The organism is Micromonospora psammae, assembly GCF_036902725.1.
In the GTDB taxonomy this organism is placed as follows: domain Bacteria; phylum Actinomycetota; class Actinomycetes; order Mycobacteriales; family Micromonosporaceae; genus Micromonospora.
Window position 1 is genome coordinate 338,814 of the sequence record NZ_JBAKHM010000002.1, and the last position, 22,440, is coordinate 361,253.

Here is a 22,440-nt window from a genome sequence, read left to right on the forward strand (position 1 = left end):
CCTGTGGTGCGGATGGGGAGGATCCAGTGCGACTAGGGCTCAGTCTCGGATACCAGACGGCGTGGAGCACACCCGCCGACCACCTGGCGCTTGCCCAGGAGGCGGACCGGCTCGGCTACTCGGTGGTGTGGGCGGCGGAGGCCTACGGCTCCGACTCGCCCAGCATGCTGGCCTGGATGGCCGGGCAGACCGAACGGATCGACATCGGTGCCGCGGTGATGCAGATCCCCGCCCGCACCCCGGCGATGACCGCGATGACGGCGGCCACCATCGACGCCCTCTCCGGTGGCCGGTTCCGGCTCGGCCTCGGCGTCTCCGGCCCGCAGGTCTCCGAGGGCTGGCACGGGGTCCGGTTCGCCAAGCCGCTCGCCCGCACCCGCGAGTACGTCGACATCGTCAAGCTGGCGGTGGCCCGCAAGGAGGTCGCGTACGACGGCGAGCACTACACGCTGCCGCTGCCCGACGGCCCCGGCAAGGCGCTGCGGCTGGGCTTCCACCCGCCCCGCGAGCACATCCCGATCTACCTGGCCGCCGTCGGCCCGAAGAACCTGGAGCTGGCCGGCGAGATCGCCGACGGCTGGCTGGCCGTCTTCTACGCCCCGGAGTTCGCCGAGGAGCAGCTCGCCTCGGTGCGCGCCGGTCGGGCCCGGGCCGGCAAGGAGCTGGCCGGCTTCGACGTGGTCCCCTCCGTGCCGGTGGTGGTCGGCGACGACGTCGCCACCTGCGCCGAGCTGGTCCGCTGGTACGCCGCGCTCTACGTCGGCGGCATGGGCAGCCGGCAGCAGAACTTCTACAACCAGCTCGCCACCCGGATGGGCTACGGCGACGCCGCCCGTGAGGTGCAGGACCTCTACCTGGCCAAGCGGCAGCGCGACGCCGCGGCGGCGGTGCCGATGGAGTTCATCGACCGCACCTCGCTGCTGGGCCCGAAGGAGCGCATCGCCGAGCGACTGCGGGAGTACGCCGCCGCCGGCGTGACCACCCTGTCCGTGACCCTCTTCGTCGCCGACCGGGACAGCGGCGTGCAGACCCTGCGGACGGTCGCCGAGGCGCTCGACCTCTCCGGGGTCGGCGAGTGACCTGGATCGAAGCCATCGTCCTGGGCGTCGTCCAGGGGCTCACCGAGTTCCTTCCGGTCAGTTCGTCGGGGCACCTGCGGATCACCTCGGCGATCTTCTTCGACCGGGACGCCGGCGCCTCGTTCACGGCGGTGACCCAGCTGGGCACCGAGGCGGCGGTGCTCATCTACTTCGCCAAGGACATCTGGCGGATCACCCGTACCTGGCTGCTGGGCCTGCGGGACCGCTCGGTGCGGTCCAGCCTCGACTACCGGATGGGCTGGTACGTCATCGTCGGCTCGATCCCCATCGGGCTCTTCGGCTTCCTGTTCAAGGACCAGATCCGCACCGCGGGTCGCAACCTGTGGGTGGTCTCCACCACACTGATCGTCTTCGCCTTCGTGCTGGCCTTCGCCGAGTACTGGGGTCGGCAGACCCGCACCCTGGAGAACTTCCGGATGCGCGACGGCATCGTGATGGGCTTCGCCCAGGCGATGGCCCTGGTCCCCGGGGTGTCCCGCTCCGGCGGCACGCTCACCGCCGGCCTGCTGCTCAACCTGACCCGGGAGGCGGCGGCGCGGTACTCGTTCCTGCTGGCCATCCCGGCGGTGGTGATGTCCGGCATCTTCAGCGTCGGTGACGTGTTCGAGCCGGCGGCGCCGGGCACCTCGGTGCCCAGCGTGGCGCAGATGATCGTGGCCACGGTGATCGCCTTCGCCATCGGCTACGCGGCCATCGCCTGGCTGCTGCGCTACGTCGCGCACCACACCCTGTACGTCTTCGTGCTCTACCGGGTGGCGCTCGGCACCCTGGTGCTGGCGCTGCTGCTGACCGGCACGATCAGCGCCACCTGAGCGGTACGACCAGGCCGGCCCCCGACACCCCCGGTGCCGGGGGCCGGTGTGCGTCCGGCCTGCCCCTAGGGTGGTGTCCGTGGCGACCCTTCTGCTTCTGCGACACGGCCGGACGACGGCGAACGCCGACGGGGGGCTGGCCGGCCGCCAGCCGGTCGAGCTGGACGACACCGGCCGGGCCCAGGCGACCGCGGTCGGCGAGCGGCTGCGCGCGGTGCCGCTGGCCGCGGTGGTCAGCAGTCCGCTGATCCGCTGCCGGCAGACCCTCCAGCTGGCTCTGCCCGGCGTCGAACCGGTCCTCGAGGAGGGGCTGATCGAGTGCGGCTACGGCAGCTGGGAGGGGCAGCCGCTGAAGAAGCTGGCCAAGGAGCCGCTCTGGCCGGTGGTGCAGCAGCACCCCAGCGCCGCGGTCTTTCCCGAGGGGGAGGCGATGGCGGCCATGGCGGCGCGGGCGGTCGCCGCGGTCCGCTCCTGGGACGCCCGGGTCACCGCCGAGCACGGCCCCGAGGCGGTCTGGCTGGCGTGCAGCCACGGCGATGTGATCAAGGCCATCGTCGCGGACGCGCTCGGCGTACACCTGGATCTCTTCCAGCGCATCGTCGCGGACCCGGCGTCGGTCACCGCGATCCGCTACACCCCGTTGCGCCCTTTCCTCATCCGGCTCAACGACACCGGGGGCGACCTGGTCGGCCTGGTGCCGCCGATGCGCAAGCGGCGCCGCCGGGCGACCGGCGCGGCCGATTCCGACGCCGCGGTCGGCGGTGGCGCGGGCGCGACCCGGTGAGTCGGCGTCGCCACGCCGGGCGGGGGCGGCGCGGGTCCCGGCGTTTCGCCCTCGGCTTATTCGGCGTCGGTGCGGTGCGCGACGCTTCCACGGGCCGGATAGGGTCGTGGGTATGACCCACCAGGTGCACGCCTTCGAGCCGCCGGAGCGGTTCGTCGCCGGGACCGTCGGGCCACCGGGGGAGCGGACGTTCTTCCTCCAGGCGCGCGGCGGCGGCCGGCTGGTCAGCGTCGCGCTGGAGAAGGTGCAGGTGTCGCTGCTCGCCGAGAAGCTGGAGGAGCTGCTCACCGAGGCGCAGCGCCGGTTCGGCGTCGACCTGCCGGAGCCGCCCGCCGCCGTCGGCGACAACGACCCGCTGGACACTCCGGTGGACGAGGAGTTCCGGGTCGGCACCCTCGGGCTGGCCTTCGACGTCGACACCGCCACGGTGGTGATCGAGGCGATCGCCGCCGGTGAGGCGGAGGTCGAGGTCGAGCTGGACGACGACGAGGACGACGAGGACGACGACGAGGAGCCGGACGAGGACCTCGACCGGCTCCGGGTGCGGCTGACCCCCGAGGCGACCCGCGAGTTCATCGAGCGGGCCAAGCGGGTGGTCAACGCCGGGCGGCCCCCGTGCCCGCTCTGCGGCCAGCCGCTCGACCCCGCCGGCCACCTCTGTCCCCGGCACAACGGCTACCACCGGTGACCTCGTCGGAGTTGCAGCGCCGGGACGGCAGCGCCGCGCTCCGGCTGTTGCGCGACGGTGAGCTCACCCTGGAGGGGCGGCTGGTCGACGCCTCCAACACCACCCTGCGCGGGATCCTGACCCTGGACGACGCGTCGGCCCGGTGCGTCTACAAGCCGGTGCGCGGCGAACGCCCGCTCTGGGACTTCCCCGACGGCACCCTCGCCGGCCGGGAGGTCGCCGCCTATCTCGTCTCGCGGGCCACCGGGTGGGACCTGGTGCCGCCGACCGTGCTGCGCGACGGCCCGTTCGGCCCGGGCTCCTGCCAGCTCTGGATCGACGAGCCGTCCGACGCCGAGCCGCTGGTCGGGTTCGTGCCCGACCAGGAGGTGCCGCCGCGCTGGTTCCCGGTCGCCGCGGCCCGCGACGACGACGGCGCCGCGTACGCCCTGGCGCACGCCGACGACCCGCGGCTGGCCCGGCTGGCCGTCCTCGACGCGGTGCTCAACAACGCCGACCGCAAGGGCGGGCATGTGCTGGTGGGGCCGGACGACCGCCTCTACGGCGTGGACCACGGCGTCTGCTTCCACGTGGAGGAGAAGCTGCGGACGGTCCTCTGGGGCTGGGCGGGCCGCCGGCTGCCGCCGGACGCGGTGGAGATGCTCGACGCGCTCGCCGGTCAGCTCACCGGGGAGTTGGGCGCGGAGCTGGCCGAGCACCTGACGATCGGCGAGATCGCCGAGCTGGCCGCCCGGGTGGACCGGCTGCGCGCCACCGGCAGCTACCCGCTGCCGCCGCAGGAGTGGCCGGCGATGCCCTGGCCGCCCATGTGAGCCGTTGTCATGTTGATCACCCGGGAGGCGGCTCCCGGCGGCCTGACGGCTCGTTAGGCTGGCGGTCATGGAGTCTTGGGCGGGACATGAGGTGCCACGGCTGCCGGGCGACGGGGTGCCTCTGAGGTTGTACGACTCGGCGCGGCGTGGCGCCCACCCCAGCCGGCCGGAGAGCACGGCGAGCATGTACGTCTGCGGCATCACCCCGTACGACGCCACCCACCTGGGCCACGCCGCCACCATGATCACGTTCGACCTGGTGCAGCGGATGTGGCGCGACGCGGGGATCACCGTGCGTTACGTGCAGAACGTCACCGACATCGACGACCCGCTGCTGGAGCGGGCCGCGCGCGACGGCGAGGACTGGAAGGTCCTGGCCATGCGCGAGACCGCGCTGTTCCGGGAGGACATGGAGGCGCTGCGGATGATCCCGCCGGCGCACTACGTGGGCGCGGTGGAGTCGATCCCGGACATCGCCGAGAAGGTCCTCGTCCTGCTCAAGGACGGCGCCGCGTACCGCCTCGACGACGGCACCGGTGACGTCTACTTCGACACCGCCGCCGCGCCGCAGTTCGGCTACGAGTCCCACCTGACCCGCGAGCAGATGCTGGAGATCTTCCCGGAGCGCGGTGGCGACCCGGACCGGGCCGGCAAGCGCGACCCGCTGGACCCGCTGCTGTGGCGGGGCGCCCGCGAGGGCGAACCCTCCTGGCCGGGCGGCGAGCTGGGCGCCGGCCGCCCCGGCTGGCACATCGAGTGCGCGGTGATCGCGCTGAACCTGCTCGGCGACCGGATCGACGTGCAGGGCGGCGGCAACGACCTGCTCTTCCCGCACCACGAGTACTCCGCCGCGCACGCCGAGCGGCTGACCGGTCAGGCCCCCTTCGCCGACCACTACGTGCACGCCGGCATGATCGGCCTGAACGGCGAGAAGATGTCGAAGTCCAAGGGCAACCTGGTCTTCGTGTCCCGGCTGCGGGCCGACCAGGTCGACCCGATGGCCGTCCGGCTCGGGCTGATGGCCGACCACTACCGCGGCGACCGCACCTGGACCGACGAACTGCTCGCCGCGGCGCAGGAGCGCCTGGCCCGCTGGCGCCGGGCCGCCGCGGCCCCCGCCGGGCCGTCCGGGGCGGAGCTGCTTGCCGGGGTACGCGACCGGCTCGCCGACGACCTGGACACCCCGGGCGCCCTCGCCGTGGTCGACGCCTGGGTCGACCGGGTCCTCGCCGGTGGTGGTGACGACCCGGGCGCTCCCGCGCTCTTCGCCGACACCGTGGACGCGCTCCTCGGCATCCGCCTCTGAGCCCGCCCGGCAGCGCCTGAGGCGGTGTCGCCGCCCAACCGGCGCGACCCGGGTGGCCCCCGGACGCGCATGATCGGGTTGCGTTCGCCGACACCGGGCACGGCGTGTCGGGTCGGAAAATGCGACCCGATCATGGAGTTGGGGTGGCGGCCGGGTCGCCGCGCTGGTCGGGGAGGCGGGCGCCACCGGTCTCGGCGGGGCGGTGCGGGGCATGGTCTCGGCCGCCGGTGCGGCGGCGTGGGTCAGCCGAGGACGAGGCCGGGGTCGGGGTCCGCCTCCGGGGCCGGGGCGGGGATCCGGTACTCCTCGGTGAGGGTGGTCATCGGTCCGGGCCAGGTGGCCTGGGCGACCTCGATGGGCTTGTGCGCCGCGTCGTAGGCGACGTGCAGCAGGTGCAGCACGGGGGTGTCCGGCCGGATCTGGAGGGTCTCCGCCTCCTCCCGACTGGGCTGTCGGGCGCTGATCGTGTCGGTGGCGGAGACGTACCGGCGGCCGGTGGCCTCCTCGGCCTCCTGGTAGAGCGGGCGGCCGAACGCCTCGGCCCGCTCCAGCGAGGTGCCGGCGGTGTCGGCGGGCAGGAACCAGGAGGCGCCCACCTCGACCGGGGAGTCCTCGGTGCGGACCAGGTGGCGGCGGCAGAGCAGCTCGGTGCCGTCGGTGACGCCGAACGCGTCGGCCACCTCCGGCGGGGCGGGGGAGCGGCCGACGGAGACCAGTTGCTGCCGGTACCGGGCGGCGAGGTCGGTGTGGTAGCCGCGGAAGCCGCCGTAGCGGCCCCGGGCGAGCCGGTTGAGCCGGCGCCGGGTGCCCCGGACGTACGTACCGGAACCGGGTTTGGTGATCAGGATGCCCTCGACCCGTAGCTGGTCGACGGCGCGCTGCACGGTCTGCTTAGCCACCCCGAACATCTCGGCGATGGCCGGGATGGAGGGCAGCCGCTCGCCGGGCGCCCAGTCGCCGCGGCGCACCTGCGCCTTGAGCTGCGCGGCGATCTGCCGGTGCGGGAACTCGGCGGCCCCGGGGTTGATCTGCATGCGGCACCCTCCCATCAGCTAGGTTCCTAGGATGCCCCAGGTGGTGTGTCGGGCGCCACCCCGACACGGAGTTCCGCTGATCGGTGGCGGCGCACAGTCGCCGATCCGGACCGCGAGCGCGTCGAGCAGCTGCCCGAGGCCGAACTCGAAGGGCCGGTCTGTCCGCGGCGATCATGCTGGTGAACACGCTGCTGGCGGCCGGACGCCTCGGCGTGATCTACGGCGAGGTGGTCGCGGTGGCGGCGCTGCCGACCTTCGCCTCGAGCCTCGGCGCGGCCGGCCGGATGGCACGGATCCCGGCGTCACCGCGGTGGGGCACTGAAGCGGTGGTCACTGCTCCCGACACTCGGCGGGAGCAGCGACCACGCGGTGCTCAGTCCGTGGCGGGCGGCCGGGTCACCAGGAGCCGGCGGTGGGGCCGGCGGAGCCGCCCCGACGGCGCAGGTACTTCTCGAACTCCTGGGCGATCTCGTCGCCGGTGAGGGGGGTGATGCCGGCGTCGCCGACCCGTTCCTCCAGCTCGCGGACGTACTCGCCGAGCTCGGCGTCCTGCTCGGCGGCGCCGCGCACCCGCTGCTCCCACTCGGCGGCCTCCTCGGCCAGGTCGGCCATCGGCACCGGCAGGTCGAGCACCTCCTCGACCCGGTGCAGCAGCGCCAGGGTGGCCTTGGGGCAGGGCGGGTTGTTGGCGTAGTGCGGCACGTGCACCCAGAACGAGACGGCGTCGACCTCCGCGCGGGTGCAGGCGTCCTGGAGCACCCCGACGATGCCGGTCGGGCCGTCGTAGCGGGTGGGGGTGAGCTGGTAGCGGCGGGCGGCCTCGGCGTCGGAGGCGCTTCCGCTGATCGGCAACGGCCGGGTGTACGGGACGTCGGCGAGCAGCGCGCCGAGCAGCACCACCCGCTCCACCTCGAGGCTGTGGCAGATCTCCAGCACCTGCTCACAGAAGGTGCGCCAGCGCATGCTGGGTTCGATGCCGCGGATCAGCACCACGTCCCGCTCGGTGCCCTCGGGGCTGGCCACCATGAACTTCGTGGTGGGCCATTCGATCCGGCGGGTCTCACCGTCGGCCATGGTAATGGTGGGTCGGCTCACCTGGAAGTCGTAGAAGTCCTCCGGGTCCAGTTCGGTCACCGGGCGGGCCTGCCAGACCTGCTCCAGGTGCTCCACGGCGGCGGTGGAGGCGTCCGCGGCGTCGTTCCAGCCCTCGAAGGCGGCGATCGCCACCGGGGACCGCAGCACCGGCAGGCCGTCGAACTCGGTCACGCCGTCACCTCACCCTGCTCGTCGGGGACGGTGCCGGGGCCGCGCCCCATGAGCCGCCCACCGGGCACGGTGGCGTTGCTGTAGTCCTTCACGTCCGTCAGCCTACGTGGCGGGGCGGGATGCGGCCCGTCGGCCGCGCCGGTCGGGCCCGCCGGCGGGGCGTCGTACCGCGCTGAACCGGACAGCGTGATCCGCCTGACAGAATGTGGGAAGCGGCGCGGCCGGGGATCGGTCGGGACGCGGCCGCACTAACCTGAACGCGTGCGGACCTCTTTGCTCGATGCGCTGGCCGACCGGATCCTGATCGCCGACGGCGCGATGGGGACGATGCTGCATGCCGCCGACCTGACCCTCGACGACTACGAGGGCCTCGAGGGCTGCAGCGAAATCCTCAACGTCAGCCGCCCGGACGTGGTGCGCGGCGTGCACGAGGCGTACCTGGCCGCGGGGGCGGACTGCGTCGAGACGAACACCTTCGGCGCCAACCTGCCCAACCTCTCCGAGTACGACATCCCGGCACGGATCCGGGAGCTCTCCGAGGCCGGCGCGCGGCTGGCCCGGGCGGCCGCCGACGCGTACGCCACCGCGGAGCGGCCACGCTACGTGCTCGGCTCGATGGGGCCGGGCACCAAGCTGCCCACCCTGGGCCACGCCGCGTACGCGTCGCTGCGGGACGCGTACCGGGAGAACGCCGCCGGGCTGGTCGCCGGCGGGTCCGACGCGCTGATCATCGAGACCTCGCAGGACCTGCTCCAGGTCAAGGCGGCGGTGGTCGGGTCGAAGCGGGCGATGGCCGAGCTGGGGCTCAGCGTCCCGATCATCTGCCAGGTCGCCGTGGAGACCACCGGCACGATGCTGCTGGGCAGCGAGATCGGCGCGGCGCTGACCGCGATCGAGCCGCTCGGGGTGGACCTGATCGGGCTGAACTGCTCGACCGGCCCGGCGGAGATGGGCGAGCACCTGCGCTACCTGTCCAAGCACTCGCGGATCCCGGTGTCGGTGATGCCGAACGCCGGCCTGCCCGTGCTGACCAAGGACGGGGCGTACTTCCCGCTCACCCCGGTCGAGTTGGCCGACGCCCTGGAGCGGTTCGTCGCCGAGTACGGCGTCTCCCTGGTGGGCGGCTGCTGCGGCACCACCCCGGAGCACATCCGGGTGCTGGTCGAGCGGCTGGGGGGCGTCGCCCCGGTGGCCCGCGAGCCGCAGCCCGAGCCCGGGGTCTCCTCGATCTACCACCACGTGCCGTTCGCGCAGGACGCCAGCGTGCTGATGGTGGGGGAGCGCACCAACGCCAACGGCTCCAAGGCGTTCCGCGAGGCGATGCTCGCCGCGGACTGGCAGGCCTGTGTGGAGGTCGCCCGGAGCCAGGCCCGGGACGGCTCGCACCTGCTGGATCTCTGCGTCGACTACGTCGGCCGGGACGGCACGCGGGACATGCGGGAGCTGGCCGGCCGGTTCGCCACCGCCTCGACCCTGCCGATCATGCTGGACTCCACCGAGCCGGCGGTGATCGAGGCCGGGCTGGAGATGCTCGGCGGCCGGTGCGTGGTCAACTCGGTGAACTTCGAGGACGGCGACGGCCCCGACTCCCGCTACGCCCGGGTCATGCCGATCGTCGCCGAGCACGGCGCGGCCGTGGTGGCGCTGCTCATCGACGAGGAGGGGCAGGCCCGCACGAAGGAGTGGAAGGTCCGGGTGGCCAGCCGGCTGATCGAGGACCTGACCGACCGGTGGGGGTTGCGCCGCGCCGACATCCTCATCGACGCGCTGACCTTCCCGATCGCCACCGGTCAGGAGGAGACCCGCCGCGACGGACTGGAGACGATCGAGGCGATCCGGGAGATCGCCGCCCGCTACCCGGGGGTCAACTTCACCCTGGGCATCTCCAACGTCTCCTTCGGACTCAACCCGGCCGCGCGGCAGGTGCTCAACTCGGTCTTCCTGCACGAGTGCGTGCGGGCGGGGCTGACCTCGGCGATCGTGCACGCCAGCAAGATCCTGCCGATGGCGAAGATCCCCGACGAGCAGCGGGAGGTCGCCCTCGACCTGGTCTACGACCGCCGTCGCGAGGGGTACGACCCGGTGCAGCGTTTCATCGAGCTCTTCGAGGGTGTCGATGTCACCAGCGCCCGCGCCACCCGGGCTCAGGAGCTGGCGGGGCTGCCGTTGGACGAGCGGCTCAAGCGGCGGATCATCGACGGTGAGCGCAACGGCCTGGAGGCCGACCTGGACGCGGCGATGGCCGGCGGGCGGAACCCGCTGTCGATCATCAACGACATCCTGCTGGACGGGATGAAGGTGGTCGGGGAGCTGTTCGGTTCCGGGCAGATGCAGCTGCCGTTCGTGCTCCAGTCCGCCGAGGTGATGAAGACCGCGGTGGCGTACCTGGAGCCGCACATGGAGAAGGCCGACGACGGCGGCAAGGGCCGGATCGTGCTCGCCACGGTCAAGGGCGACGTGCACGACATCGGCAAGAACCTGGTCGACATCATCCTGTCCAACAACGGCTACGAGGTCGTCAACATCGGCATCAAGCAGCCGATCAGCGCGATCCTGGACGCCGCCGAGCAGCACCGGGCCGACGCGATCGGCATGTCCGGCCTGCTGGTCAAGAGCACGGTGATCATGAAGGAGAACCTCGCCGAGATGGCCTCGCGCGGCGTCGCCGAGCGCTGGCCGGTGCTGCTCGGCGGGGCGGCGCTGACCCGCGCGTACGTGGAGGACGACCTGCGGGCGATGTTCCCCGGCCAGGTGCACTACGCCCGGGACGCGTTCGAGGGACTCTCCCTGATGGACCGGGTGATGACCGCCAAGCGGGGTGGCGCTCCCGTGGTCGACCCGGAGCGGGAGGCGGCCCTGGCGGCGCGGCGGGCCCGCCGGGAGAAGCAGCGGGCGATGGTGGGGGAGGCCCTGCCCGAGCTGCACGACGCCTCGGTCCGCTCCGACGTCGCCGCCGACGTGGAGGTGCCCGCGCCGCCGTTCTTCGGTACCCGGGTGGTCAAGGGGGTGCCGCTGGCCGACTATGCGGCGCTGCTCGACGAGCGGGCCACCTTCCTGGGGCAGTGGGGGCTGCGCGGCGCCCGCGGCGGCACGGGACCGTCGTACGAGGAGCTGGTGGAGACCGAGGGACGGCCGCGGCTGCGCTACTGGCTGGACCGGCTGATCGCCGACAAGGTCCTCGAGGCGGCCGTCGTGTACGGCTACTTCCCCGCGTACGCCGAGGGCAACGACCTGGTGGTGCTGGACGAGAACGGCCACTCCGAGCGGGCCCGGTTCTCCTTCCCCCGGCAGCGCCAGGAGCGGCGGCTCTGCCTGGCCGACTTCTTCCGGCCCAAGGGTGAGCAGCTGGACGTGGTGGCGTTGCAGCTGGTCACCGTCGGGCAGCCGATCAGCGAGTACACCGCGAAGATGTTCGCCGCCAACGAGTACCGCGACTACCTGGAGGTGCACGGGCTCTCCGTGCAGCTCACCGAGGCCCTCGCCGAGTACTGGCACCGGCGGATCCGGGCGGAGCTGACCCTGCCGGGCGGCCGTACCGTCGCCGACGACGACCCGGCGGACCTGGCCGGTCTGCTGCGCACCGACTACCGGGGCTGCCGGTACGCGTTCGGCTACCCCGCCTGCCCGGACCTGGAGGACCGGGCGAAGATCGTGGAGCTGCTCGGCGCGGAGCGGATCGGGGTGCAGCTGTCGGAGGAGTTCCAGCTGGTGCCGGAGCAGGCCACCGACGCGATCGTGGTACACCACCCGGAGGCGAACTACTTCAACGCCAAATAGAATCAGTCGGCGGTAGATGGGCTCTGAGCTGCATGAACAGAGGTCACGCCCCGCCGCTTGGGCACACGGTGGGCACATGGGACGCCCGCGCGGCGCGGGCCTCCGCGAAGGTGTCGTCCACGTCTTGCGCAGACAGCTCCTCCTCGTCCGGCCACAACCCCGCGTAGAACTTCCACGTGGTTGTCGGGTCCGCGTGGCCGAGCCGTGCGGCCACCGTGTTTGCGCTACGCCCCTCGAAGATCAGTGCACTGGCATAGAAGTGCCGGAGGTCGTGCATCGTCGCCTCGCCGGGCAGCCCGGCGGCTTCCCGCGCCGGGTCCCACACGTACTTGTTGAACCGGTTCCTGTGCAGCGCCCGGCCATTGCCGTCGGTGAACATCAGTCGGGCCGACCGGGTGACCGGGCGCGGCCCGGTTGTGTCGAGCTGTCCGGCCGGGGAATCTCCCCCCGGGCGGGATACCCCTCTTCCGCCGGAGGGGCCGGGGGACTGGCCCCTCGCCCGAGGGCAGGGGGCTGCATGGCGTCGACATGGACCGGTACGGTGCCCGGCATGATCCGCACCCGCCGCCTACTCGCCGCCGCCCTGCTCCTAGCTCTGCCTGGCTGCGCCAGCGAGCCGCAGCCGACGAAGCCGCAGTACGTAACCACGCTCGACAGCGCCGCACCGGCCACCAGCGGCCCGCCCGTCGATGGCGGCACCTACGACAGCCCGCTCGTCCTGGTCGACGCGCTCCGCAAGGGCGGCATCGACTGCACCGGCTACTCGGCCATCGCCCAACCGAGGGGCGCAGTCGCCCGCGGCAACTGCCACGTCAACGGCGACGAGTACACCGTCGGCATCTACGCCTCGGCGGCGGACGCCAGGGCACAGCCAAACGCTATGGCGGAGTTGTTGAAGGGTGTGGCGCCGGTAGACCTGGTGCTAGGTCGGAACTGGACGGTGGGCTGCCCGGATCCGCAGGCGTGCCAGGCTGTGGCGTCGGTGCTGGGTGGCGAGGTGTTCCACGAGGACGCTTGACCCCGGTCTCAATACCGCCGCTTCGGCCGTACAGCGGCCCTGCAGCTCCTTCGGATGCTGGCGGTGACCGCGAACCGCAGTCCCGCCATCAGCGTTACACCGCCGGACACCACCAACGCCACGGTACCGACCGTGGCAGGCGGCCCAGACCAGGAGAGGGCTGCGAGACCCAACCCCGTTCCCGCAGCGATGTCGGAAATCGCATCGCCTACACGCGAATCTCGGACCGAGAGTTTGGTGCGCCGTCGTGCGTCAAGCAGCATTCTCGGCGCAGCGCGGCCCACGGCGCCAACGGTGAATTGGACAGCGGTAATCAGCTTGAGCAGCTTGCCGGGCCGCTCGTCGATGATCGCGCTCCACTCCTCCGCGTACCCGGCAGCGATGTCCGCATCCGGCGTCCAGCGGTAGGCAGCCCAGCGGACCAGCTTTCGTGCCGCCCATGGGGAGACGTCCGTCATCTCGTTGACGAGCAGCCCGAAGATGAAGCTCGCCAGGATCTCCCAGCCGTTCACGCCTCGCACCAGCCGAAGGCCAGGCGGGGACGGGTAGACGGCGCGGGCTTGGGTCGCCGCGCGGCGATCAGGTCCCGGGCGCTGGTCACCCCGTGCGGGGTGAGGCGGTAGTACCGGCGGCGGGGCTTGCCGGGCTCAGCGTCCTCTTCCCACCGAGAGGTCACCCACCTCGACTCGGCGAGCCGTTCGAGGATCCTGTAGATCGTCGGGCCTGACTTCCCGGTCGCCTTCATGATCGCCCAGCCGTGCAGCTCGTTGTCGTCTGCGTCGAGGAGGGCGGCAAGGACAGCCAGGAGTGGCCCGGTGACGCGCACAGGTCCGTCCGACATGGACTTAATGATAGTAGGTGAAATAAGAACGTCCAGTCGCCGCGCCGACCGGGGGCTACCCCGCACTCGGTGTCCGGCCGCGCGGATCTCCACCGGCACCCCTTGGGCTGGCCGCCGCTCTGCGATCTGGTTGTAGAACGGCCGCCACCCCGTCGCTCGAAATTGTTCAGGTACGTGTTGAGCGACGGGGCGACGGGGCGCGCAGCATGTCGACGAGGTTGGTGAAGTCCCTGCCGAGCGGCGTGAACGTCACGGCACCGGGGTTCTTGTTTGGTGATCTCTTCTTACCGGCAGCCGAATCGATGGTGGTGAGCGTTCCCTTCGATTGCGCGTTGACCCACCAGCGCCGACGAGGTCGCCCCGGAGTCTCCATCCTCCGGGGCGTCTTCATGTCCGCGCCGATTGGAGGTCACGGGTGTTGAAGTGGCTCACCGTCGATGAAATCCGGATCTTGTATCGGCGGCCGGTCGGGACGATTCATCGGTTGGCGTCGTCCGACCGATGGACCAAGGCAGATGACCGGCGGCCCGCGCTGTACCTGGCGAACGACGTCTAGGCGACCTTTGACCGGCTCGTCCGCCGCCGGGAGTCCGGAAGTCCGGGCGAACGGTCGATCGGCTCTCACGCGACTCCAGTGAGTGCCTTCCGGGTGTCCCAACCGGAGCCGCCGTGGGCACATCGTGGGCACAGTCCGCCGAGAAACGCCGTGAAGAAGTGTGAATTTACCGGTGGCTATATGGGCAGGTCCAAGGCGAGATCCGGCCGTTTCCGCAGGTAGCGGAACCGTCCGGATCTCTTCAACGCCAAGTAACGACGGCAGTGCCCTGACCTGCACCTCAGCTCTTCGGAGGGCCGCTGAGCCAAGATCATGTCGTCTCCAGGCCGTCGACGACATCCGGGCCGTCATTGGCGGCCTGGTCCTCGCCGAACGCGGAGCTGACCATGCCGAGGCTCGCGCGTCGGCTCCGAGCCAGTATGCAGGCGCGGAAGCAAGGCTTTGCGTATCTCGAAGAGGGCGCCGATCCCGCCAAGCTTTGAGCAGGGCTTACGGCCAAAACGGCCGGCCGCCGGCGATGTCGGGCTCCACTTGATGCGTTAGGGATTGGTATCAGTTGTTGGGTGACACGTCCGGCCGTTCAGAGGCTCTGCTCTCACGCGGCGTGAGCGGCGTGAACGTGCCGCTTTTGACCATTTTCGGTAAAGACGCTCCGCAGTGGCGACTCGCACGTTCCGGTTAGGAGTTGGGAGGCGCCCACCCGCCGAACCCCAGGTCGTCAGTGCGGTCGCTGCGGAGCATGTCGGTGTCGACGGCTTCCAGCTCGTCAGCGACATCTACCCACAGCTGCGTCACGGACTCCCACCGCGGTGTCGTGCCCTGGTGCTCCCGGGAGAACTCCACCAGGCATCCGTGAAGCGGACCCTCACGCAGGTCTATGAATACGCCGCCCCCCGCACCGTCACCAGCGATGGGCAGCCATCGGGGAAGCCAGTACAACTGGGGTTGGAGGATGCCCGCTGGCTGGGTGTTCTGGCCGGCCACGAATCGTGCCATCTCCTCCCGCGGCCCTGGCGGGTACGACTTCTGTTGGACCTCCAGGTGCATCCGCCATCGCTCCAGCGCGATGGACGTGGGGTATGGACTCGAGAAGTCAGGGATCAGACTTGCACTTGGTAGGCCGATGCCGTGCCGGACTCCGTTGGACAGCCCCCACCAGGCTCGAAGGTCGGCCGGGAGCGCCACACCAAGGGCGGTTGCAACAGTGTCGATCTCGGCTGCCGTTGCCGGCGGGTTCAGCTCCGTACGGAATCGGGGGGCAAACCGTGACAGCCAATCCTCGATTCGGTGCCACGCCCGCCCCACCTCAGTGTCGGTACCCATGCCGCGATCAAACCAGGCCGATCCGCCGAGGCATATGCCCCGTCACGTCGGGGCGGCCTGACAACTGCCTTATGCCCGCCTCCACCGGAAGCAACTCGCGTCCGCGCATCGGCGGGCAGGCAACCGCGAACAGCAGGGCCGTGGCAGGTGTCACCGAACGTGTCCGGCACGGTAAGGGCCGGTGTAACCCTTCAATTGAAGTCAGCCTGTAACGCGTCAACCGGAGTACGACAGCCGGCCGCCGGCGAAGTGGTTCCAAGTTTCTGTACGTCTTCAAGGCGGCCCTGGACGGGCCGCACGCGCCGCCGCCTGGGCGCGCGCCGGCCGCTGCCGCTGCCGCTCTGCGGCCGTCACGCCTGATGCCCGGCGGCTGGCGCGGAGAGCGGGGAGCCCGGGGGCCGCCGCAGCACGACAGACCCTTGACCAGTGGAGCGGTGGGCCGGCAGCCCGCCGGCCGCACGGCCGCGAGCCCGCGCGGCGTAGGGGAGCGGACACCGGCCGCGCCGGCGAGCTGGCGGCGGTCGCGGGGTGCGGCTACTGCGCCTCCGGCGGGGGCGCTCCGGCTCCAGGATGGCCGGGGCTCCGTCGGCGGGGCACGGTCCGTGGGTGGATGCGGTAAGCCATCCCGTCTGCCATCGACCCGGGCAAGCCGAGCAGACCACCGCCCGACCCGCCAGCGTCCGAACCTGCGTCAAGGTCCGCTTGACATGGCGGGCCGGGCGGCGGCCCGCTCCCCAGAAGGACGGGTCGACGGCAGACGGGATGGTGAGTTAGTGCGTCAGGTTCCACCTGAGCAGGTCAGCTCTTTCGCCGCTCGGCGGCACGATGTGCCAGGATTCGCTCTACTGAATCCACCCGCCGTCCAACCTGAGTCTCGTACCCCGCACCAGCGCCTATCTGCCGTAGCACTTGCAGACCGTGCGGGTCCTCGCGCAGAGCAAGACCGGCAGCAGCCTCAAGCCTCGCGTCCGGGTAGTCGTCGAACATGTGCGCGGCCATGAGGTTCCGAACCGCCGGGGTGTCGATGCCGGAGTCGGCCAGGGTGCCCAAGGCGTTCGACCGGGTCCGGCCGTCGATGTCCGACGCCAGCTCGATCAACGTCGCCACCACGTCCGGTGGAGTGGCGAACGGAATTAGCGGCGGGTCAGGACGGGGCGCCGCCTGCGGCGGCTCGCCGATAGCCACGACGAGTTCGCCGGCCACCCGGCGGCGGATCTCCGGGTCGGGGTGACGGGCGTGGGGCAGCAAATCGGTCAGGTCGCCACGCCGGGTGTACTCAGCGAACGCACCGATCACACTGTCGAGGGCGACCAGATCCTCCTCGGCGCGCAACCGTGGCCTGAGCACCTCCAGCGCCTCTGCCTTGAAGGGCCGCTCGTAAAAGCTCAGGTGGTGCAACACCTCGGTTGCGAACCTCCTCGTGTCGACCGACGGGTGCGCCACGAGGTTCGCGGCCCAGCCAAACGTCTCCTCCGGGTCCTGTTGGTCCGCTAGGGCTGTCTGAGATTGGCTCCAGTCGCAGGAGCGCGGGTCCGCGTAGAACAGGGCACGAGCCAACAGCTCATCAGGGGAGGCGGGTACGCCGAGTCGCCCTTCGAGATAGGTGACTATCGCCCGATGCGCTGTCTGCACTTCGGCACGCCGCCCGTCGGCGGGCATCACCCGGATCCGGGTTGTGTGCAGTCCCCAGTCGGTGACCGGGATCCGCTCACGCTCGACGACGGACTCGTCTTGGACCGCACCCAGACGGCGATGCAACTCCAGCACCGGGTCGACGTCCAGCCACGGCCGCGCGATGTCCAGGGCCTTGCGCACCGCGTCCTCCGGCAACTGCTTCCGCCACGGCACCAAGTTGCTGCTCAGTAGTTCCTGCAAGATCTCGCTCGCGCCGTGGTCAGCCGCCCAGGCGACCGGGTCGGTGCCATCCGCCCAAGCCCGGTTCGGGTCCACCCCCGCATTGAGCAAGCTTTCGACGACGTCGGTGTGGCCAGCAACCATCGCCGCACGGAGCAACGAACTGCCCTCGTCACCCGCGAGCACATCCGCCGACACCGGCCGCAACAACTCATCGACGGACTGCACATCACCGGCTTGCACCGACCTTAGGAGGCGAGCATCCACCCGGCCATTGTGCCCCGGTGGACGTCAGCGACCGATCGTGCCCGTGCTGTGCCCGATACAGGGGTCAGCAAGGGCCAGCGGCGGGCTTCGGGCAGCCCTACCGCTAACTCTCAGTGCCACTCAACCGGCCGCCACTGCTACCCCACGTGCAGATCAATCCGATTCCCAAGCTGATGCTCGGCACCTTCCAAACTGATGGTGGCTAGGGGAAGTCGCTAGGCTGACCAGCTCGGGTGACGGTTGGAAGGGGGAAGGTTGAGGCACGGCCAGCGCGACCGTAAGCGTTGGGAGCAGGTCGTGGAGCTCCTGGCCGTCATCATGCTGGCGATACCGACGAGCCTGATTCTGTTCTCCGCCGACCTGTTGTGGCGGGACGGCCTGGCGGCAGGCGTCCTGCTGCTGGCTACGTTCACGGTTCCACCGGGTCTGGCGCTCTGGCTGATCGAGCGTCGGGGCCGCCAGCGGTGAGTGACAACCTGGGTGACGACGGGAGCGGACGCTGCTGGACGAGCCAGGACGACGACGGACTGTTTCCGCAGGTCAGCCATGCTGTCAGCGCAGGTCACACACGCATGCTGGTTCTTTCACACCGAAAAGGTCACAGCAGCTCGAACTCAAACCGTTCCTCCTGGCCAAGCTCCTGGTCCTTGGCTTGAACGGCTCGCAGGAGACTGCAGATCTTCCCAAATCTCTTCGCTCCGAGGTTCCTTTTACTGACCTGCCAGTGGGCCCAGCCCACTCGGACGGGACGAGGGACATCCATGCTCAACCGATCCCACAGGGCATCTAGGTTCGAACCGTAGTAAGGCCCGAGGTCGAGAGCCCGGCCCAGGAGTCGATGAGGGTCGCCCTCGGTCCGTACCTCCCGGCCATCGATTTGGACGAGCACTCGCCTCTCCTCGCATGTGGATGCTCGGGAGACACCGTAAGCGGTCAGGGCGACGGTGGCAGTCACCGGCGTCGTTTGGGTTGACGATGGCCCCGGCAGTGCGATCAGCGCGACAGCTTTAGGCCGATTCCCGCTGGCTGTCTTGCCGTGCCCGTCACGTGCCCGCTACGTCGGTCAGCAAGGGGCAGCAAGAGAGTACGCCGCCGGATCATCAACGGACGGAGGCGACGAGTGGCGCTTCCAACCAGCGCGGCCGGGATGGTCTACCGGCAGATCCAGGCACCTTCCAAACTGACGGTGCAGCCTAGCGTCGGATGAGAAAGGGCGATATGGAGCTCGCGCGGCACGACCAGGAGGCGACCGAGGCTGCCGTCGCGTACCTACTGACGGAATCCCTGCTGATGATCCGTTACCTAGCAGCAGCTGACGGGGATCGGACGGTGCCGGTTAACCGCCGCCAGGAGCAGGTGCACGCGCTCGCGGACCTCTGCCATAACCTCCCGGCCTGGCTCGACCCGACGCGCCGCGAACGCATCCATGAGGGGATCGCCTTCATGTGGCGCACCGCCTCGCCAGCGAAACGCAAATGGGTTCGGCAATGCTGGGACGCGATCAACTACGACTACCGCTGGCTTCTGAGTGACTAACTGAAAGATCGGCTCGTGCCGTCCCGGGGCCGTGTAGGCCGCCACGGGGCCGCAGAGGGCGACCAACGACGACCAACAGCAACCGAAGGAACAGCAGGTCAGCCCCCATGCATGGGCGGCTGACCTGGTGGGCGACGGCCGAGTCGACCTGTACGCCGGATTCTGGTCTGGACGAGCGGCTGGCTACCGTCTGGGCATGCCCGAGGGCCATTTTGCGATCAAGCTAAGCCACGACCAGGCGCTGGTGCTATCAGACTGGCTTGATCGCGTGATCGGGACGGCGGCGTTCGATCGCCTGGTTGACGACCCTGCCGTCTGGTCTGCGTTGTACAGCATCAGCGGTCCCTTGGAGACCTCGCTGCCTGAGCTGTTCATGCCGGACTACAAGGCGCGGTTGGAAGCGGCTCGGGAACGCCTCCGGGGGAGCGAGCCGGCCCGTGACGGGTGAGTGACGACGGGAGCGGACGCGGCTGGACGGGCCAGGATGATGACGGACTGTTTCCGCAGGTCGGGCATGCTGACAGCGCAGGTCACACATGCGCGCTGGTTTTTTCACGCCGAAGAGGTCGGCTGCCAGCTGCCAGATTCAGCACCAAGATCATGCCGTCAGTAGGCCGTCTAACGTAGGCCGGTGGTGGCAACTGATGACCAACCATGACTAGTCCCGGTCCAGGTCAGAGCGTGTCTCGTCCAATTCGGATGCCTATGCCCGGCAGGGGCATCAATACAACGCCAAATAATCGGGGGAGGTGCCCTGAACCGCACCATCACCCCGGCGAGGGCCGCTGGACCGTGATCATGTCGTTGCCGGCGCTCGGGCCGTCGTGGGCGGCCTGGACTTCACCGAACGCCTTGTCGACGGCCCGGCGGATACGGTCCGCCGGCGCCGGAGCTGCTCGAGCCGCTGCCCGATCTCAGCGACCTCCTGGTCAGGCAGTGCTATAAAGCGGCTCATGCGCATCGTGTTCGTCGCCGCGCCGCTGCAAGGCCATGTCCTGCCGCTGATCCCGCTCGCCGCGGCGTGTCGCGACGCCGGCCACGACGTGATCGTGGCCAGCGGCGGCTTCCCACCCGACGTACTCGGCCTGCGCACTGCCGACATCGGAGCCTCTTTCAGCCTGCCGCGGAGCGCGATCCGGGTGGCCCTACGTCATCCGCGCATCGCTCGCGCCGAGATGCGTGGCACCGCCGGCCTCGCCATGGTCGGCCAACTCTTCGGCCGCGCCAACCTGGCTCTGGTCGGCCCGCTGTTGGCCTTGGCCGAGCGAGAACGTCCTGACCTGATCGTCTACGAGTCGCTGGGCGAGGCCGGCGCCATCGTGGCCGGATGCCTGTCCATCCCGTCGGTGCTCCAGGAGACCACGCTGTGGCCGGCCACCGACCTCTTCGGGGCAGTGACGACCAGCAGGGCCCTGGCCCGGCAGAGTATCCCCGCCCCTGAGCTGACCATCGCCGTCACGCCGCCGAGCCTGCGCGGCGGCGCCCCTGGGGTGGGAGCGATTGCGATGCGACCGGTCCCGTTCTCCGGCGGCGGCTCGGTCCCGGACTGGCTGCTTGCGACCGGCGACCGGCCCCGTGTCCTGGTCAGCCGCAGCACCCTCAAGGGCCCCAACGACGGCGACCCCGGCCCCGCGATCATCACCGCGGCCGCACAGGTGGACGCCGAGTTCGTTCTGGTCCGCCCGGCGGCCACCCGCAGCCTGCCGTCCAACGTGCGGGCAGTCGACCGCGTACCCCTGAACGAAGTGCTTCCGCACGCCGCGGCCTTCATCCATCACTCCGGCGCGGGCAGCGTGCTGGGCGGCCTGGCCGTGGGCGTGCCCCAGCTGACCACTCCCGGAGCGGGCGACCGTAGGTACAACGCCGAACTGCTGGCGAAGCGCGGTGCCGGCCTGGCCGTCGAGGCGAAGGCCATCACCGCAGCCGACCTGACCCGGCTGCTGACCGACGACGCGCTGCGAATCGCAGCTCAGGAGGTTGCGGCGGAAATCGCTGCGATGCCTGCCCCGGCCGCAGTGGTTGCCTCGCTGGAAAGGCTCGCCAGCGGCTGACAACCCGGGTAACCCGCGGACCGAAACAGCCGATGGTCACTCATCTCGGAGTACGACAGGCCGGCGGTAGTTTGAGCCGCCGGCGGGTCGCGTGGATGATTTCGATGACGCGCTGCCGCAGAGTTGGCGGGTCGTTGGCGAGGTCAGCTAGGTGACCTGCGCGCTGGGCGAGGTCATGTGCCCAGTTCGGGTCCAGGTTGCCGACGGTGATGCGGTGGAATGCCTGTCGTGCGGCGTCGAGGTCGCCGGCCAAAGTTGCTGCGATCCCGGTGTGGTAGGCGTGCCACCAGGACGATTCGTCGCGCCCGGTCTTGCGGGATGCCAGTTGTCGAGCGGTGGCTGCGGGGTCGGGGTACTGGGCCCGCAGTTCCTCGACTCGTTGTGCGGCAATGCCGGCGAGCGTGTCCGTGTCGCGGGTGAATTGCTGGGCGTTGACGAAGTCGAGGAAGCTTGTCCATCCGGTCTCCCCGATCGGAGGCTGTGCGACGAAGGCAGCGTCGTTGCGCCAGTAGATGCGGCCGCCGTCGTCGAATGACCAGTGGTCGCGTTCGTGCCACAGCCACATCGCGCCGACGTTGAGGTAGGTGCCGTCCGAACGGGAAGGCGGGAACTCGACGACGATCAGCCACCAGCCTCGGTCATCGAACCAGACGCGTGATCCGCCTTTCCGATGCAGTCCGAGCGGCTGCAGATACTGTCGTGCCGCCGCTGCGACCAGCCGAGTCGTTGCGGCGCTGTCTGGCATCCGAGGAGTATGGCATCGGCCGCCGAGCCGGTGGAGGGGTCGTTGTCCGCCTCGCCTGCCGATCGTCGTCTGCCGTGGTGGTTGCCAGGTTGAGCTACCGGGAGTCCCCGGAGGGACCTCCCCGACAGGCGCGGGTCAGGAGCCGATGTCCAGGCGAACGACGGCCCCGATCTCAACGAGTTGGGCTGGTAGGGCCAGTTCCACCACGCCACTGGCAGTGCTGGTCGGGCGGTGGTCCCCGAAGTAGCGTGCGTGTGCCGCAGCCGCTGCGTTGAAGTGTTCGCGCAGGCCCACGACGAGGAGGGTGGTCTCCACCACCTGGCGTCGGGAAGCGTCGAAATGCGCCAGCACCTTGTCCAGGTTTTCGAACGTCGCCTCCATCTGGGCGTCGAAGTCGCCCTCCCCCACGAAGTTTCCCTCGGCGTCGTGCGCGACCTGCCCCGAGATGTAGATCGTCTCTCCGACCTGCATTGCCTGGCTGTATCCGAACAGGCTTTCCCAGGGAACGTTGTGATTGAAAGACTTCACCGTGGTACTCAAGGGTCCTCCGTCTGAGATTCGGCTACTTCTGTGGGAGAGCCGGGTTGGTCCCCGTGCTCAAGTCAAGCGACCATGACGCGGGATACGGCTGCATTCACACATGGTCGGTCTTCCTCGGAAAGGATCCACG

The 22,440-nt window shown here is 70.3% G+C and carries 22 protein-coding genes; 12 read left to right on the plus strand and 10 right to left on the minus strand.

The features are described 5' to 3' along the window. Positions 1 to 26 precede the first annotated feature (26 nt). From V6U79_RS04940 to mshC, 6 genes are all read left to right on the plus strand, one after another. Positions 27 to 1,079 (plus strand): LLM class F420-dependent oxidoreductase, encoded by a 1,053-nt coding sequence (locus V6U79_RS04940; protein WP_334530339.1) that lies wholly within the window; start codon positions 27 to 29, stop codon positions 1,077 to 1,079. Then, complete coding sequence (locus tag V6U79_RS04945; RefSeq protein ID WP_334530341.1) at positions 1,076 to 1,912, plus strand: undecaprenyl-diphosphate phosphatase; 837 nt, start codon at positions 1,076 to 1,078, stop codon at positions 1,910 to 1,912. Before V6U79_RS04940 ends, V6U79_RS04945 begins: the two co-directional genes overlap by 4 nt. A gap of 70 nt (positions 1,913 to 1,982) precedes the next feature. Continuing rightward, entirely contained in the window at positions 1,983 to 2,696 is a 714-nt protein-coding gene (locus V6U79_RS04950; RefSeq protein ID WP_334530344.1) for a histidine phosphatase family protein, read from the plus strand. A gap of 112 nt (positions 2,697 to 2,808) precedes the next feature. Further along, complete coding sequence (locus tag V6U79_RS04955) at positions 2,809 to 3,384, plus strand: DUF3090 domain-containing protein (protein WP_334530347.1); 576 nt, start codon at positions 2,809 to 2,811, stop codon at positions 3,382 to 3,384. Continuing rightward, positions 3,381 to 4,196 carry an SCO1664 family protein gene (locus V6U79_RS04960; protein ID WP_334613619.1) on the plus strand — a complete coding sequence of 272 codons (816 nt, stop codon included), beginning with the start codon at positions 3,381 to 3,383 and terminating at the stop codon, positions 4,194 to 4,196. Before V6U79_RS04955 ends, V6U79_RS04960 begins: the two co-directional genes overlap by 4 nt. A gap of 67 nt (positions 4,197 to 4,263) precedes the next feature. Next, positions 4,264 to 5,502 carry a cysteine--1-D-myo-inosityl 2-amino-2-deoxy-alpha-D-glucopyranoside ligase gene (mshC, locus tag V6U79_RS04965; protein ID WP_334530353.1) on the plus strand — a complete coding sequence of 413 codons (1,239 nt, stop codon included), beginning with the start codon at positions 4,264 to 4,266 and terminating at the stop codon, positions 5,500 to 5,502. 242 nt (positions 5,503 to 5,744) lie between these two features. On the opposite strand, the gene V6U79_RS04970 is transcribed toward mshC, so the two are convergent. Continuing rightward, the gene (locus V6U79_RS04970) at positions 5,745 to 6,536 is read right to left on the minus strand and encodes a GntR family transcriptional regulator (RefSeq protein ID WP_334530356.1); all 792 of its coding nucleotides are present in this window, start codon (positions 6,534 to 6,536) and stop codon (positions 5,745 to 5,747) included. A gap of 396 nt (positions 6,537 to 6,932) precedes the next feature. Continuing rightward, on the minus strand, positions 6,933 to 7,802 hold the full coding sequence (locus V6U79_RS04975) for a PAC2 family protein (RefSeq protein WP_334530359.1): 870 nt from the start codon (positions 7,800 to 7,802) through the stop codon (positions 6,933 to 6,935). Between the two features lie 261 nt (positions 7,803 to 8,063). Here V6U79_RS04975 and metH point away from each other — a divergent pair, with 261 nt between their 5' ends. Next, the gene (gene metH, locus V6U79_RS04980) at positions 8,064 to 11,579 is read left to right on the plus strand and encodes a methionine synthase (RefSeq protein WP_334530362.1); all 3,516 of its coding nucleotides are present in this window, start codon (positions 8,064 to 8,066) and stop codon (positions 11,577 to 11,579) included. A gap of 43 nt (positions 11,580 to 11,622) precedes the next feature. Here metH and V6U79_RS04985 read toward each other — a convergent pair whose 3' ends face one another. Then, the gene (locus V6U79_RS04985; protein WP_334530365.1) at positions 11,623 to 11,958 is read right to left on the minus strand and encodes a tyrosine-type recombinase/integrase; all 336 of its coding nucleotides are present in this window, start codon (positions 11,956 to 11,958) and stop codon (positions 11,623 to 11,625) included. A gap of 171 nt (positions 11,959 to 12,129) precedes the next feature. On the opposite strand from V6U79_RS04985, the gene V6U79_RS04990 reads away from it, so the two are divergent. Then, entirely contained in the window at positions 12,130 to 12,597 is a 468-nt protein-coding gene (locus tag V6U79_RS04990) for a hypothetical protein (RefSeq protein WP_334530368.1), read from the plus strand. Positions 12,598 to 12,605: 8 nt separating this feature from the next. Here V6U79_RS04990 and V6U79_RS04995 read toward each other — a convergent pair whose 3' ends face one another. The 4 genes from V6U79_RS04995 to V6U79_RS05005 form a co-directional block, all read right to left on the minus strand. Next, a complete protein-coding gene (locus V6U79_RS04995) occupies positions 12,606 to 13,109 on the minus strand; it encodes a hypothetical protein (RefSeq protein WP_334530370.1) in 504 nt (167 codons plus the stop codon). Further along, entirely contained in the window at positions 13,106 to 13,438 is a 333-nt protein-coding gene (locus V6U79_RS05000; protein WP_334530373.1) for a PadR family transcriptional regulator, read from the minus strand. Before V6U79_RS05000 ends, V6U79_RS04995 begins: the two co-directional genes overlap by 4 nt. A 1,234-nt stretch (positions 13,439 to 14,672) precedes the next feature. Continuing rightward, positions 14,673 to 15,317, minus strand: coding sequence for an SMI1/KNR4 family protein (locus V6U79_RS29750; RefSeq protein WP_442933363.1), 645 nt, complete (start codon positions 15,315 to 15,317; stop codon positions 14,673 to 14,675). A 798-nt stretch (positions 15,318 to 16,115) separates the two neighbouring features. Next, entirely contained in the window at positions 16,116 to 17,438 is a 1,323-nt protein-coding gene (locus tag V6U79_RS05005) for an ankyrin repeat domain-containing protein (protein WP_334530376.1), read from the minus strand. A gap of 297 nt (positions 17,439 to 17,735) precedes the next feature. Here V6U79_RS05005 and V6U79_RS05010 point away from each other — a divergent pair, with 297 nt between their 5' ends. Then, positions 17,736 to 17,906 carry a hypothetical protein gene (locus V6U79_RS05010; protein ID WP_334530379.1) on the plus strand — a complete coding sequence of 57 codons (171 nt, stop codon included), beginning with the start codon at positions 17,736 to 17,738 and terminating at the stop codon, positions 17,904 to 17,906. Between the two features lie 130 nt (positions 17,907 to 18,036). Here V6U79_RS05010 and V6U79_RS29755 read toward each other — a convergent pair whose 3' ends face one another. Further along, positions 18,037 to 18,393 (minus strand): barstar family protein, encoded by a 357-nt coding sequence (locus V6U79_RS29755; RefSeq protein WP_442933364.1) that lies wholly within the window; start codon positions 18,391 to 18,393, stop codon positions 18,037 to 18,039. A gap of 248 nt (positions 18,394 to 18,641) precedes the next feature. On the opposite strand from V6U79_RS29755, the gene V6U79_RS05015 reads away from it, so the two are divergent. From V6U79_RS05015 to V6U79_RS05025, 3 genes are all read left to right on the plus strand, one after another. Beyond that, on the plus strand, positions 18,642 to 18,974 hold the full coding sequence (locus V6U79_RS05015) for a hypothetical protein (RefSeq protein ID WP_334530381.1): 333 nt from the start codon (positions 18,642 to 18,644) through the stop codon (positions 18,972 to 18,974). Positions 18,975 to 19,170: 196 nt separating this feature from the next. Continuing rightward, positions 19,171 to 19,422 carry a hypothetical protein gene (locus tag V6U79_RS05020; RefSeq protein WP_334530384.1) on the plus strand — a complete coding sequence of 84 codons (252 nt, stop codon included), beginning with the start codon at positions 19,171 to 19,173 and terminating at the stop codon, positions 19,420 to 19,422. Between the two features lie 505 nt (positions 19,423 to 19,927). After that, positions 19,928 to 21,025, plus strand: coding sequence for a glycosyltransferase (locus tag V6U79_RS05025; protein WP_334530387.1), 1,098 nt, complete (start codon positions 19,928 to 19,930; stop codon positions 21,023 to 21,025). Between the two features lie 40 nt (positions 21,026 to 21,065). Here the strand turns inward: V6U79_RS05025 and V6U79_RS05030 are convergent, their stop codons facing one another. Continuing rightward, entirely contained in the window at positions 21,066 to 21,770 is a 705-nt protein-coding gene (locus V6U79_RS05030) for a hypothetical protein (RefSeq protein ID WP_334530390.1), read from the minus strand. Positions 21,771 to 21,905: 135 nt separating this feature from the next. Continuing rightward, positions 21,906 to 22,310, minus strand: a complete 405-nt coding sequence (locus tag V6U79_RS05035) for a RidA family protein (protein ID WP_334530393.1) — start codon at positions 22,308 to 22,310, stop codon at positions 21,906 to 21,908. Positions 22,311 to 22,440: the final 130 nt, after the last annotated feature.

What these genes read in the sequence shown, in the direction of transcription:
- V6U79_RS05025 (WP_334530387.1), top strand. Translation starts at nt 19,928, where the DNA reads ATGCGCATCGTGTTCGTCGCCGCGCCGCTGCAAGGCCATGTCCTGCCG.
- V6U79_RS04970 (WP_334530356.1), bottom strand. Translation starts at nt 6,536, where the DNA reads ATGCAGATCAACCCCGGGGCCGCCGAGTTCCCGCACCGGCAGATCGCC.
- V6U79_RS04985 (WP_334530365.1), bottom strand. Translation starts at nt 11,958, where the DNA reads ATGTTCACCGACGGCAATGGCCGGGCGCTGCACAGGAACCGGTTCAAC.
- mshC (WP_334530353.1), top strand. Translation starts at nt 4,264, where the DNA reads ATGGAGTCTTGGGCGGGACATGAGGTGCCACGGCTGCCGGGCGACGGG.
- V6U79_RS04955 (WP_334530347.1), top strand. Translation starts at nt 2,809, where the DNA reads ATGACCCACCAGGTGCACGCCTTCGAGCCGCCGGAGCGGTTCGTCGCC.
- V6U79_RS05015 (WP_334530381.1), top strand. Translation starts at nt 18,642, where the DNA reads ATGAGAAAGGGCGATATGGAGCTCGCGCGGCACGACCAGGAGGCGACC.
- V6U79_RS29750 (WP_442933363.1), bottom strand. Translation starts at nt 15,317, where the DNA reads ATGGGTACCGACACTGAGGTGGGGCGGGCGTGGCACCGAATCGAGGAT.
- V6U79_RS05030 (WP_334530390.1), bottom strand. Translation starts at nt 21,770, where the DNA reads ATGCCAGACAGCGCCGCAACGACTCGGCTGGTCGCAGCGGCGGCACGA.
- V6U79_RS05000 (WP_334530373.1), bottom strand. Translation starts at nt 13,438, where the DNA reads ATGTCGGACGGACCTGTGCGCGTCACCGGGCCACTCCTGGCTGTCCTT.
- V6U79_RS04990 (WP_334530368.1), top strand. Translation starts at nt 12,130, where the DNA reads ATGATCCGCACCCGCCGCCTACTCGCCGCCGCCCTGCTCCTAGCTCTG.
- V6U79_RS05020 (WP_334530384.1), top strand. Translation starts at nt 19,171, where the DNA reads ATGCCCGAGGGCCATTTTGCGATCAAGCTAAGCCACGACCAGGCGCTG.